Raw genomic sequence first — 13,232 nt, forward strand, 5'->3', positions numbered from 1 at the left:
GCCCGGCAAAGTGACGCTACATGAACTGGGTACTACATGGAGAAGTTGTGCTCGAAACCGATACCGAAAGTGGTGTCGTCAGTAGCCAGGCCGGTGTTCTTGTCCGCTTCAACCTTGGCAAAGTAACCGAACATCTTGCTGCTCTTGCCAACCTTGTAATCGGCGCCGACGGCCATAAGGGTCAGATCGTCATCAGAAGCATCCATATCGGTCATGCCATACTGGGCTTTCAGCTTCCAGCGATCCAGTTTAACGGCGGCGCTCAGAATATACGTGGTGTCTTCAAAATCCCCACCGTCAAACGCTGAATCCGAGTTTTCAGACTGCTGGAACAGGGCGCCCAGCTCAAAGTTCTCAATGTTCAGCTTGGCAGCAACGTGCAGCGCGTCGACCAGAGTATCGGTGTCACCGAGATCAAACAGGTTGGTTTCGATTTCAGAGTCGTAACCCACTGATGCGTAGAGCATGCCGTTATCGAACACAACAGATGTCGAAAAGCCATCTGCAACGCCATCACGGCGATCAGCGCCAACGGTATCGCCTTCACCTGGAATCATGGCGAGGTTCAAGCTGACCAGATCAGCGATCTTGGGAGAAGAGTACTGGATGATGTTGTTGGCGCGCTCAGAACCACCCACAATCTCGTTGATGTCACCGCGCAGGTCACCAAACTGGTCAATCTTGCCCTGAGAAACCTTGAAAGGGGTATCGAATTTACCCGCTTTCAGCATACCCAGCTGGCTGTGCTTGAAACCACCGAAGATATTGCGCTGGCTGAAGGGACCGCTACCCTCATCAACACTGATCTGATATTCAGCTTGGTAAATAGCGACCACATCGTTAATGTCCAGATCCAGCTCGCCCTTCACACCAAGGCGTGATGCGTTGCTTTCCAGTTCCCACTGATCCTCAGCGCCATTGTCCTGATGCTCATAAGAAACGTTCACTTTACCGTAAACAGTCGGGCCCTTGTCAGCCATCGCCACAGACGGCGCGACAACCATGGAACCGATAGCCAGTGCCAGCAATTGCTTTTTATTTCCTCTCATCTGTTGCCAATCGAGACATCGCCTTAACCAATAAAAATGGCAGAAGGCGAAGTTTGCTTCCGATATAAGCCTACAACTATAAGTAGCCCAAAAGTAAAAAGGTGCCAATACCGATATCTAAATGTACTCATAAGTTATTCCTGAATCCGTGAGACTGGCCCCCTGAAGCGCTTCTAACCCACTGACCTGCATGGCAATATAGCGGATATCGCCATTCACCCAGACAGTGCCATGCCCAACGTCAAGTTCCGCGCCAGTCGCCGCACCCTCACCAGCCATTCCGGGTTGTCGATCATCGGGCAGTGCCTCGAGATCGCCGGCGTCGACAGCATCGACGGCCGCTTCCCCACCACGCTGGGCATGCGCACCAGCGACGTGGTCAAGAGCTACCTGGGCCTGCTGTGTCTGGGCATGAGCGACTATGACGCCATCGAAAACTTCCGCCGCGACAAGCCCTTCCAACAACTGCTGACCCTGCAGAAGGTGCCGAGCACGGCGACGCTGCGACAGCGGCTTGAGAAACTCGCCGCCAACAACCTGCAGGCGCGCACCGCCATCTGGTCCACGACCCTGCTGTCACTGGTCGAGGCACCGATCACCGCCGAGACGACGCACGTCTGCCTGGACATCGACACCTTCGTCATGGACAACAGCAACTCGAAGAAGGAAGGCGTCTCGCGGACCTACCAGAAGGTCGACGGCTACACCCCGATCGCCGCGTATCTGGGCAACGAAGGGTGGTGCTTGGGCCTGGAACTGCGTCCCGGCAAGCAGCACACCATGAAGGAGAGCAACGCCTTCCTGGAGCGGGTGCTGCCCCGCGCCCAAGGCCTGACCGAGCGACCGATCCTGCTGCGTGAGGACAGCGGCTTCGACAGCCAGGCGCACCTGGCGCTTCTCGAACAGCAGCGGCAGGCCTTTGCCGAGGAGGGCCGCCGGCTGGACTACCTCGTCAAATGGAACCCGCGTGGCTCGGCCACGGCCGATCAGGACACCTGGCTGGCCGTGGCGGCGGACTACTGGGAAGAGCTGCGCCCTGGCAAACGCCAGGCGCTGTGGACGCAGACGGTCTCGATCCACGACGACAACAAGATCGAATACGTCGTCAAGCGCGTGATGCGCCTGGTGGAGCGCACCGCCGATCACGATGGCCAGTTGCTGCTCGAACCAGAGGTTGAGTTGGAAGGCTGGTGGACCAGCCTGGACGAGGCGCCGGAGGCGGTGATCAAGCGCTATCAGGCGCATGCCACCCACGAGCAGTTCCATAGCGAGATCAAGACCGATCTTGACCTGGAGCGGCTACCGTCGGGCAAGTTCGCCACCAACGATCTGATCCTGCATCTCGCCCAACTGGCCTACAACATCCTGCGATTGATGGGGCAACTGGGCATGACCGGCGAGCTAAGCCCGGTCCGCCATCCCGCCAAGCGGCGCCGGCTGCGGACGGTGTTGCAGGAATTGGTGCATCGTGCGGCTCTCGTGATTCACAAGGCGCGGCAAATCATCCTCGACTTCGGGCAGGACATCGGGCGCATGACGGTGTTGAACACCCTGCGGAGCCGGCTGCGTTACCCACGAGGGTCGCCATGCTGACTGTCTGCCAGAGAGCATCCCCAGACAGTGCGCGACGGGCGATCGCCGGTCGCCAGGTTGGCCGTGCGCGGCAGGGGCGTAAGCGGAGAAAACCGGGTGATCAGGACCGATCGACGTGGGCATTTCCGACGACATCGGGCTCGCACCTCCACGATATTCGAGTCAAATTCTCAAAAATCTCACGCAGACGATGATAGGGGGAATGTCGGCTGCGGCATCACGGATTCAGGTTATTTTTTCCGACATTTTCAGCCCTGCTTCAGGTTGGCACGCTATAACACCTACTCATGTCTTTGAAGATTCATACGACGCCATGCGCCTTGTTCGCCAAACAGGGAAAATGAACGATGTAAGAAGGCTCAACCGAATCAGTTTTAGCGCCTCCGCGATGAAGTAACAATATCCATTCAACCCTGAAAAACATAAGGATACGGTATGCAAAAGAAGAAGAGTTCGCTCCCTATCATTCACGCTTCCTTAGCAACGCTGTTGATGTCGCTAGCAATCCCGGCACTGGCCCATGAAGGCCTCGCAAACACTTTACCGAGGGATGGCGTCACCATTCAGGATTCCCCAGCAGAGATTGGCATCGAGTTTGGTGGCTTGATGCGCATCACCCAGTTTGAAGTGAAAGGCCCGGACGGCCCCGTTCCTCTTGATGGTCTGCCAGGCAGTGAACAGGTCGATCGCTACTTCGTAAAGCCCAGTGACACTCTTTCGGCTGGGGATTACCAGGTGCGCTGGCGTGGCCTATCGGATGACGGGCACATGATGTCTGACGGTTTTAACTTCTCGGTCGAGCCCTGACCCGTGGCCTGGTGGTTCTCCGTAAATAGCCTCGATGTCTGGACCGTCGCGATGATTCTCGTGGCGGCTGGGGTTTACCTTAGTGCCCTAGTCGCGACGGGGGCCGTGTTGTTTCGTCTAGCGTTTCCCCGACTCCCTGATCACGACCGGAGGCGCGTCGCCCGCATGGGCGTCTTTGCTGCCTGGGCGGGGGTCATTCTGATTCTGTTCCAGTGGCCTTTAGAAGCTGGTTACCTTGGGGGCGGCAATATATCTGCTGCAACCAACCCAATGCTGCTCGGAATCGTGTTTGAGGGTGCGTCCGGGGGCCGGCTAATGCTGGCGGTAGCTGGCTTGCTGCTGGTTCAGGCGATTCAGCTTAATAACTTAGCGCTCTCGAAAACAGCCAACAGCGTGAGCCTAGTAGGCGTTTTATTGGTGATGCTGGCATTCGTGCAGGTGGGGCATACAGTAAACACCCCACGCCTCGTTCTGGCTGGTTTGCTGAGCGTTCACCTGATGGCGGCAGCATTTTGGGTGGCCTCGCTTTGGCCGCTGTTCCATTTAGTAGGACGGGGTCACAACCAGGACAATACCGCCCACATTCTGACCCGTTTCGGGAAAATCGCCATGGGCGGAGTTGGCGTGTTGGTACTGGCGGGTGTTACTTTGGCCACGCTGCTAACGGGCGGTCTCAAGCCACTACTCACCACGGCATACGGACAGTTCTTGATCGGCAAGGTATTGATTGTCGCGGTGCTGCTGTTATTTGCTGCCGCGAACAAGTGGCGGCTTGTGCCGGCCTTTGAGAGCGGCGACGCAACAGCCCCACGACGGTTACAGCGAAGTATTGCGCTGGAGATGGTGCTGGTCGCGGTTATCCTGCTGATCACGGCGGTGCTGACAAGGGTGACATCGCCGAATGGGTGATCGACAGGACAACTGCCTTGGGAAGTTAAGAACCCAGCTTACTAGCTTTTGCATATTCCGGCCCATCGTGAACACCCATTCCGGACGAACGTGAACACCTATTCTGGTTCAACGTGAACAGTCATTCCGGTCGAAGATGAACACTTTCTGGTGATTTTCCGGAATCGGTGTTCACCATGCCGGAATCCGTGTTCACGTTCCCGGAATCGGTGTTCACGTTCAACCAGAATCTTTCTTAACGCATTGTTTATTCAACCGTTTGCTACTCTGGTTCCTTTTTTTGGGGATCAGGGTCATGGCAGCAAAGAGAATTCCAATGCGCAAAATCAGAGAATTGCTTCGCCTGAGGCTGGACGCCGGGCTCTCGATCCGGCAGATCAGCGCCAGCACCAAGACCAGTGTCGGAGCCATCCAGAAGCTCCTGGCCCGGGCCGATACCCTGGAAATCACCTGGCCATTGCCAAAGGACTTGGACGACGGCCGCCTGGCGGCCATGTTCTATCCCGGCTCCGATCCCACCTCGTCCGTCCGCTATCAGCAGCCGGACTGGGCGACAGTCCATCAGGAACTCAAACGCAAAGGCGTGACCAAACAGTTGCTGTGGGAGGAATACACGGCCCAATATCCCAATCGATGCTATAGCTACTCACAGTACTGTGACCGCTTCCGGCACTGGCAGAAGCAGCAAAAGCGCTCCATGCGCCAGATCCACAAGGCCGGTGAAAAATGCTTTATTGACTACTGCGGCCCCACCGTACCGATCATCAACCCGAAAACCGGTGAAATCCGCACGGCTCAGGTGTTCGTCGCCGTGCTAGGTGCCTCCAATTACACCTACGCCGAAGCCACCTGGAGCCAGGGGTTGCAGGACTGGCTGCTGAGTCACGTGCGCACCTTCGAGTACTTCGGCGGTGTTCCGGAAATGGTGATTCCGGATTATGTGCCGGGACACATAATCCGGCTTATGTTCCCTATCCCATTATGTTCCGTTCACTTTGGAAGACCTTGAATCCATAGGGAGGATCCCGTGTAAAAGGACACATAACGACAGATGCCGTTTGGGCGCATGATTTCCTTTCCTACATCCAGAAAGGAGATTGTCATGTTAGAACATTACTTCGTTAAGCCCGATACCATCGATGCGATCCGCGCTTCCTGGATCGCGGAACCGATTGAGCAGTACGTTGCGTGGTTAGCCGGGCACGGATACAGGCCCAGGGTAATCTTGCGGCGAGTCCCACTCCTGAGGCAGTTTGGCGAGTTTGCTCGCGATCATGGTGCCACGCAGTGGAGCGAGCTTCCGACTCATGTCGAGCCTTATGTAAAGCACTGGGTAAAGGTTCACGCCAAGAACGCATACCAGGCAAAGCGATGGGTGGCTAATGATGCTCGTACACCGATCGAGCAATTGCTGTCCCTGATGTTGCCCGATTTCCGCGGAACAGGTCGGAGACGGACCAGTCAAGATCCCTTCCTGGTTCAGGCACCGGGGTTCTTTGTTTATCTGCGTGAAGAACGGGGCCTGCGCGAGCTGTCTCTCCGGCACTATGGCCATTATCTGCATAACCTGGAAGCCTACCTGGCGCGAATCAACCTGCTGCATTTGTCCGAGCTCACTCCAGCCATACTCAGTGCATTTGTGGTGGAGAGCGGTCGCCGATTGAGCCCGCATTCTATGACGGGGCTGTGCAGCTCCTTGCGAGTCTTCCTGCGCTACCTGTACCGCGAGCAGCTGATCAATCGCGATCTCGGCGCTACCGTAGAGTCCCCGCGTCGGTATCAGCTGGCCGATCTCCCGCGTTCGATCTCCTGGGACGACGTCCGGCGCATGCTAGATGTTGTTGATCGGCGCAGTGCTCTGGGCAAGCGCGACTATGCCATTCTACTTTTGCTCGTCACGTATGGACTGCGCGGCCATGAGGTGGCCGGATTGACACTGGAGAATATTGACTGGAAGAGAGAACGCCTGTTGGTGCCGCAGCGCAAGGCGGGACACACCACTGCGTACCCTCTCTCTTCAGTGGTAGGCGAAGCTATTCTCGACTACTTAAAAAATGCACGCCCACACGTCGAGGAGCGAAGGCTGTTTTTCCGGGTTCTGGCGCCCGTCCGACCTGTGACGGCGGTTACTGTGTCCAGCCGCGCGACGCACTACCTGCGCAAAGCGGGTATTAATGTCCGTCGCCCAGGTTCGCACACCTTGCGCCACACTTGCGTACAGCGATTGGTCGATGCCGAGTTCAACTTCAAGGTCATCGGCGATTACGTTGGTCATGCATCGCCAAGTTCCACCCGCATCTATACCAAGGTGGACGTGGAAACCCTGCGCATGGTGGCGCTGGGCCACGAGGAGGTGCTGCCATGACCGCCTCCTTCCACAGCGTACTGGGCAAGGATTTTTCGGCTTACTTGAGTTACAAGCGCGCGCTGGGCCGAAAATTTGATACTGAAGAGCTCGCCTTGCAATTATTCGATCGCTTTTTGGTCGAGGAACGGGTGAGTGATGCGGCGTTAGTGCAACCGGCGTTGATTGAGGCCTTTCTCGCTTCGCGGCCACGCACTCGCCCACGCAGCTATAACCACCTCTTGGGGGTGCTCCGCTGCTTTTTTGCCTGGCAGGTGGCCCAGGAGCGGCTAGCGCATTCTCCGGTTCGTGCTCACCCTCAGCCGGTGACTTCCCAGCTTAAACCCTTCCTGTTCGAACCGGCTCAGGTGGAAGACATCCTGACGTTGGCGTCACAGCTTCCGGACAATTCCCGGGCACCCTGTCGTGGCATGGTCTACCGAACAATCTTCTCGCTGATGTACGGTTTGGGCCTGCGTGTCGGCGAGATTGTGCATCTTCGGTATCGCGACGTCGATTGCCAGCGCAGCCTTCTGGTGATCGACAAGAGCAAGTTTGGCAAGACGCGTTTGGTCCCCTTTGGCCCGCGCATGGCGCAACAGATCGCTGTCTATCTACAGTTTGGCGTTGATCGGTATGGGCCATGGCAGCCGGATGATCCGGTATTTTCTTTCAGCTTTTTCCCAGAGCGCAAGCCAATGCGTATTGAGACGGTCAGTCAGACATTTCACCACTTGATACTGAAGATGGATCCGTACGTGCCACCTGGCGTACGCCAACCTCATCTGCACTGCCTGCGCCATTCCTTCGCGGTCGCAACTCTGCTCCGCTGGTATCGCACCGGCGTGGATCCCAATCAACGGCTCTTTCATCTATCAACCTTCATGGGCCATGCCGACCCGGCATCGACTGCCTGGTATCTGACCATCACCGAAGCACTGCTCCGGGAGGCGAGCCAACGGTTCGAGCGATTCGCCGATCCCCGCAGAGAGGAGGAGCTATCATGACGGATCAATTGGGGCGTCTCGTCTTTGCCTTCGTAGAGGATCACCTTAAATGCCAACGGGGGCTGCGCCCGGCCAGTATCCGAAGTTATAAGGAGAGCCTGCGCCTGTTCTTGCAATTCGCTGCAAAGGATAAGCATTGCCGGATCACCCGCTTGGAACTGGCTGATCTCACTGGCGAGCGAGTGCGCCATTTTTTGCAACACCTTGAACAGGAACGTGGTAATGGGGTTAGAACCCGAAACCAGCGCCTGGCGGCGCTGCATACCTTCTTCGAGTATCTTGCCGGCCGTGAGCCCTGCGTGCTCGGGGAAGCACAGCAAATTGCTTCCATTCCCGTCAAACGCTGGCAACCGGGCGAGACTCTGTATCTCGAACGCGACGAGATTAATGCTCTGTTCGCTGCCTTGCCCACCGACCACCCTCAGGCTCTGCGCGACCAAGCCTTGCTTCGCTTCCTTTATAACACCGGAGCACGCGTACAGGAGGTAGCGGATCTGCGCGCAACGCACCTGGAACTCGGTTCTGAGCCCCGAGTACGGCTGCATGGTAAAGGTGACAAATGGCGTACCTGTCCTTTGTGGACGCGAACGGCGGGTCTGATGCAGGACTTACTGGAGCAAAATCGGCAACGACGCCACTCCAATGACGCTGTCTTCCTAGCCCGCAACAGTGCGCCGCTGACCAGATTTGGTATCTACAAGATCGTGCGGCGTCATACCGTCAAGGTGGTGAAGAAAAGCGCAGATGGCACAGTGCGGCACATCTCACCCCATGTCTTACGCCACACGACGGCCGTGCATTTGCTTGAAGCAGGTGTCGAGGTCAACGTCATCCGCGCCTGGCTTGGACACGTCAGTTTGGAGACCACCAACCGATACGCCGAGATCACCCTCCGAATGAAAGTGGACGCGCTCCGCACCTGTGAGCCTATTTGGGATTCTCCGGCGGAGTCCCACCGAAAGCCAGTATGGCGATCCAATTCCGAGCTGCTGCAATGGCTGGAATCCCTGTGATCGTTATGTGCCCCAGTGCAAGGGGGCCTCCCTATGGTTTCAAGGTCTTCCAAAGTGAACGAAACATAATGGGATAGGGAACATAATCCGGATTATGTGCCGGGACACATAATCCGGAACGACCATCTCCGGAATGCCACCGAAGAACTCAAAGGTACGCACGTGACTGGATAGCCAGTCTCGCAAACTCTGGCTCCAGGTGGCTTCAGCGTAGGTGTAGTTGGAGGCCCCAAGCACCGCCACGAACACCTGAGCGGTGCGTACCTCACCGGTCTGCGGGTTGATGATCGGCACGGTCGGGCCGCAGTAATCCACGAAGCACTTCTCCCCGGCCTTATGGGTCTGGCGCATGGAGCGCTTCTGCTGCTTCAGCCATTGCCGATAACGGTCACAGTACTGGGAGTAGCTGTAACAGCGATTGGGATACTGAGCTGTGTATTCCTCCCACAACAGCTGCTTGGTCATCCCTTTACGCTTGAGTTCCTGATGAACGGTGGCCCAGTCAGGCACCTGGTAGCGAGTCGATGTGGTGGGATCGACACTGGGATAGAACAGGGCCGCAAGGCGGCCATCGTCCAAATCCTCGGGCAACGGCCAGTTGAGGTTCAGGGCATCGGCCCGGGCTAACAGCTTCTGGATGGCCCCGACACTGGTCTTGGTGCTGGCACTGATCTGCCGGATCGAGAGCCCGGCTTCCAGCCTTAGGCGAAGCACCTCTCTGATTTTACGCATTAGAATTCTCTTTGCTGGCACAACTCCGCTCCCCAGAAAAAGGAGTCAGAGTAGCAAACGGTCTAATAAACAATGCGTTAAGAAGGATTCCGGTTGAACGTGAACACCGTTTCCGGGAATGTGAACGCTGATTCCGGCATCGTGAACACCGATTCCGGAAAATCCGGAAAAGTGTTCACCTTCAATCGGAATGACTGTTCACGTTGAACCAGAATCGGTGTTCACGTTCGTCCGGAATGGGTGTTCATGATGGGCCGTAATATGCAATAGGGGGATGCGTGTCTTACGGGCACTTTATCGTTACAAATTAGTAACTTACTAACAAAATTGGCCCCACCTGTCGGTGGCCCGACAGGTCCACCCAGCTTGATGGAAACCTATCAGCCTCTTACAGACCTGACAACGACGCGCAGGAAATTAGTCGTCGATCACATCAATTGACACACAGACAAAAGCCTGACTACACTAAATCTTAATTCAGAATTCTATTCTGCACAGCAAAACAATAACCTCAAAAGAGCGCATACATGATGACAACAAAAAATATCATTTTAATTTCTCTTCTTGCCGGGAGCGCAACCACTGCGTGGGCTGCAGAAAATGTCGATCTGCCAGCCACCATCGGAATGACTGCCTATGGCACCAGCTCAGCAGGTTATAGCCAGATGGCTTCTATCGGCAATCTACTACGCAATGAGTACGGCGTATCACTGCGGATCCTGCCCGGCGAGAACGACGTTTCTCGGATGACACCACTTAAAACCGGGCGCGTACCGGTTTGTTCCTGTGGCATTGCCGCTTATTACGCCGCCGAGGGCGTACTGATGTTCTCCGAGGACAACTGGGGGCCGCAGCCGGTTCGGGTTATTACCACATCCATTGCCAGTTTTGGCCTGAGCATTGCTGTAGCCGGCGATATCGGCGTAGAAACCCCCTATGACCTCAAGGGCAAACGCATTTCCTACATTCGTGGTGACGATGCCCTGAACCTCGGCACCGAAGCCATGCTGGCCTTTGGCGACCTCACCTGGGATGACGTGGAGCGGGTAGACTTCCCGGGATACGGCCGTGCCTTTGACGGCATCGTCGCCAATCAAAGCGATACCGCATTTACCGTTTCTGTCGCCGGCGGCCCACAACAGCTTTCCGCCAGTCCGCGCGGTATATCCTGGCTGGAGCTTGATCCTGAAGACACCGAGGGCTGGGAGCGACTGCGCTCCGTGGCTCCCTATTTCCAACCGCACCTGGTTACTTCCGGCGCCGGCATCAGCAAGGATGAGCCGTGGATTGGTTCCAGCTACCCCTACCCCATCATCATCGCCAACGCCGATGCCGATAAAAAACTGGTGGACGGGCTGATTCGTGTCTTCACCGAGGATTACGACAAGTACAAGGACTCCGCACCGGGCAATGCAGGCTATGCGCTGGAGAACCAGAATCTCAACTGGGTCATCCCACTGCATGATGTGGTCGTCGACTACTACAAGGAAATCGGCCACTGGACGGAAGATATGCAACAACACCAGGACATGCTGGTACAGCGTCAGAATATCCTCCTGGACACCTGGGAGAGCTACACCAAGGCCAACCCGCCTGCCGACAAGGAAGCCTTCAAAAAGGGCTGGATGACGGCGCGGGCAGAAGCACTTCAAGCGGCGGGCATGAATCCGGTATTCCGGTAAAACCTGCTGTCCTGGTTGAAACCTGATTCCGGTGTAAAGACAAGGGGTCTGTTACACCGGAGTTCTTTCAGGAGTCTTACTGCATGTCTGAAACACACAACAGTGAACCGTCGAAAGAAAACGTCAGCGGCATCCGGCGGCTTTCCGGCGGATGGCCATGGGTCCCCAGGGTTGCAACCCTTGTCCTGACACTGCTGACGATTGACTACCTGTTCAATTTGCAGCTGATCAATATTGTTACCAAAGTGGAAAGCCAGTTTTTCTATGTGGTGGTGGCACTTATGCTACCACTGGTTTTTCTGCTTTGGCCAATGTCACGCCACGCTTCCCGGAACAAGGTTCCCTGGTACGACATCATCCTGTTCCTTGCCGCCTCGGTTATCTGCGGGTTCTTTGTCTACAACGCGGAAACTATTCTGGATTACGGCTGGGAATACGCGGCACCACAATACGCCGTAGTGTTCAGCTTCCTGTTCTGGGTTACCGTCATCGAAGCCATTCGTCGGGCCGGCGGCCTGCCGATTGCCATGATTGTCGGTGTCGCCAGCCTGTACCCGATATTTGCAGACAAGCTGCCGGGCCCCATCCAGGGGTTTCCATCCGCCCCCGACCAGACCGCGATCTACATGGCCATGAGTCGAGAAGGCATCATGGGCGTGCCCTTACAAGCCTTTGCCAACATCGTGATCGGCTTCCTTCTGTTTGGCGTCGCCCTGCAGAAAACCGGCGGCGGTCGTTTCTTTATCAACCTGGCCTTCGCATTGCTGGGCCATGTTCGGGGCGGACCGGCCAAGGTTGCGGTTTTCTCCAGCGGCCTCATGGGATCCATGAGCGGCAGCGTAATCACCAATGTGATGACTACCGGAGTGATGTCAATTCCGGCAATGCGCCGAGTCGGCTTCAGCCGTTCCTACGCAGCCGGCGTAGAAGCCTGTGCTTCTACGGGCGGTGTTCTGATGCCACCGGTTATGGGTGCCACCGCGTTCATCATGGCCGCGTTCCTGAATATTCCCTACGGCACCATTGCACTGGCGGCAGTAGTGCCCTCCGTACTGTATTTCCTCGGCCTGTTTATCCAGATTGATGCCTATGCTGCGCGCAACAAACTTCAGGGCCTGCCGGCCAGCGAATTGCCGTCACTCAGGCAGACATTAAAGGAAGGCTGGTACTTCATCTTCGTGTTTGCCCTGCTGATCTGGATGCTGTTCTTCCTGCGACGGGAGGCCACGGCACCATTCTTTGCAACGGTTCTCTTGCTGGTGATCAACCAGGTACTGCCCTACCAGCGCTGGAAGTGGCAAGACGTTAAGGACTTCTTCGCAGAGTCAGGGAAGCTGTTTGCAGAGCTGATCGCAATCCTCACCGGTGTTGGCTTGCTGGTAGGTGCACTGTCGGTTACCGGACTGTCAGGCACTATTGCCAATGACCTGATCTACCTTGCCGGTGGCAACACCCTGGTACTGCTGTTGATGGGAGCACTGACCAGCTTTGTGCTCGGCATCGGCATGACAGTTACAGCTGCCTATATTTTCCTGGCGGTTGCGCTGGCACCGGCCCTGATAAACGGCGGCGGCATGGATCCTCTGGCCGTTCACCTGTTCATCCTTTACTGGGGCATGCTCAGTTTCATCACCCCACCGGTTGCCCTGGGCGCCTTTGCCGCTGCAACGGTTGCCGGCTCCAATGCAATGAAAACCGGTGTGGAAGCCATGCGGCTGGGCAGCGTGATCTACTTTATCCCGTTCCTGTTTGTGCTTAATCCGGCGTTGATCTTCCAAGGCACCTGGAGCGAGATTCTCCTGGTGATTGTACAAGCACTGATCGGGGTAACGTTGATAGCATCGGCCATGCAAGGCTGGCTGATCGGGGTAGGCTCTCTGGCAGCAAGCAAGCTGTTGCAATGGCCAATCCGGCTGGGACTCATTGCCGGTGGCATGATCCTTGCCATCCCCGGTGGCGGACCGGTTCCGCTGACCAATCTGGAATTGTCTCTTATTAGTGCTGCGTTGATCATTCCTGCGGTCGTCGCCGCCGCACTGACGCACAAGAAATACGAAAGAAGGGAAAAGGCCCTGGCCTGAAACCATGTGCCCGGA

General features: G+C 56.4%; 10 protein-coding genes and 2 pseudogenes. 10 read left to right on the forward strand and 2 right to left on the reverse strand.

The features are described 5' to 3' along the window. Nucleotides 1–32: 32 nt before the first annotated feature. Nucleotides 33–1,049 carry a porin gene (locus tag ASQ50_RS08415; protein ID WP_082888459.1) on the reverse strand — a complete coding sequence of 339 codons (1,017 nt, stop codon included), beginning with the start codon at nt 1,047–1,049 and terminating at the stop codon, nt 33–35. Nucleotides 1,050–1,280: 231 nt separating this feature from the next. Here ASQ50_RS08415 and ASQ50_RS08420 point away from each other — a divergent pair, with 231 nt between their 5' ends. From ASQ50_RS08420 to ASQ50_RS08455, 8 genes and pseudogenes are all read left to right on the forward strand, one after another. Continuing rightward, nucleotides 1,281–2,642, forward strand: coding sequence for an IS1380 family transposase (locus ASQ50_RS08420; protein ID WP_058092419.1), 1,362 nt, complete (start codon nt 1,281–1,283; stop codon nt 2,640–2,642). A 115-nt stretch (nt 2,643–2,757) separates the two neighbouring features. Then, nucleotides 2,758–3,039 (forward strand): hypothetical protein, encoded by a 282-nt coding sequence (locus tag ASQ50_RS08425; protein ID WP_058092418.1) that lies wholly within the window; start codon nt 2,758–2,760, stop codon nt 3,037–3,039. A gap of 38 nt (nt 3,040–3,077) precedes the next feature. Continuing rightward, nucleotides 3,078–3,449: a copper resistance protein CopC gene (locus tag ASQ50_RS08430; RefSeq protein ID WP_058092417.1), complete on the forward strand. Its 372-nt coding sequence runs from the start codon at nt 3,078–3,080 to the stop codon at nt 3,447–3,449. Nucleotides 3,450–3,614: 165 nt separating this feature from the next. Then, on the forward strand, nt 3,615–4,358 hold the full coding sequence (locus tag ASQ50_RS08435) for a copper resistance D family protein (RefSeq protein ID WP_197492726.1): 744 nt from the start codon (nt 3,615–3,617) through the stop codon (nt 4,356–4,358). Nucleotides 4,359–4,653: 295 nt separating this feature from the next. Next, nucleotides 4,654–5,295, forward strand: a pseudogene (gene istA, locus ASQ50_RS08440) (IS21 family transposase); the annotation flags it as partial. 165 nt (nt 5,296–5,460) lie between these two features. Then, nucleotides 5,461–6,723 carry a site-specific integrase gene (locus ASQ50_RS08445; RefSeq protein WP_068351350.1) on the forward strand — a complete coding sequence of 421 codons (1,263 nt, stop codon included), beginning with the start codon at nt 5,461–5,463 and terminating at the stop codon, nt 6,721–6,723. Then, the gene (locus tag ASQ50_RS08450; RefSeq protein ID WP_058092802.1) at nt 6,720–7,709 is read left to right on the forward strand and encodes a tyrosine-type recombinase/integrase; all 990 of its coding nucleotides are present in this window, start codon (nt 6,720–6,722) and stop codon (nt 7,707–7,709) included. Before ASQ50_RS08445 ends, ASQ50_RS08450 begins: the two co-directional genes overlap by 4 nt. Then, entirely contained in the window at nt 7,706–8,722 is a 1,017-nt protein-coding gene (locus ASQ50_RS08455; RefSeq protein ID WP_058092803.1) for a tyrosine-type recombinase/integrase, read from the forward strand. The genes ASQ50_RS08450 and ASQ50_RS08455 overlap by 4 nt, the downstream gene beginning before the upstream one ends. Nucleotides 8,723–8,833: 111 nt before the next feature. Here ASQ50_RS08455 and istA (ASQ50_RS08460) read toward each other — a convergent pair. Next, nucleotides 8,834–9,475 (reverse strand): annotated as a pseudogene (istA, locus tag ASQ50_RS08460) (IS21 family transposase); the annotation flags it as partial. A 506-nt stretch (nt 9,476–9,981) separates the two neighbouring features. Between istA (ASQ50_RS08460) and ASQ50_RS08465 the strand changes: the two are divergent. Both ASQ50_RS08465 and ASQ50_RS08470 read left to right on the forward strand, forming a co-directional pair. Next, a complete protein-coding gene (locus tag ASQ50_RS08465; RefSeq protein ID WP_058091199.1) occupies nt 9,982–11,136 on the forward strand; it encodes a TAXI family TRAP transporter solute-binding subunit in 1,155 nt (384 codons plus the stop codon). An 83-nt stretch (nt 11,137–11,219) separates the two neighbouring features. Further along, the gene (locus ASQ50_RS08470; protein ID WP_058091200.1) at nt 11,220–13,217 is read left to right on the forward strand and encodes a TRAP transporter permease; all 1,998 of its coding nucleotides are present in this window, start codon (nt 11,220–11,222) and stop codon (nt 13,215–13,217) included. Nucleotides 13,218–13,232: the final 15 nt, after the last annotated feature.

The sequence above is a fragment of the Marinobacter sp. LQ44 genome (assembly GCF_001447155.2).
In the GTDB taxonomy this organism is placed as follows: domain Bacteria; phylum Pseudomonadota; class Gammaproteobacteria; order Pseudomonadales; family Oleiphilaceae; genus Marinobacter.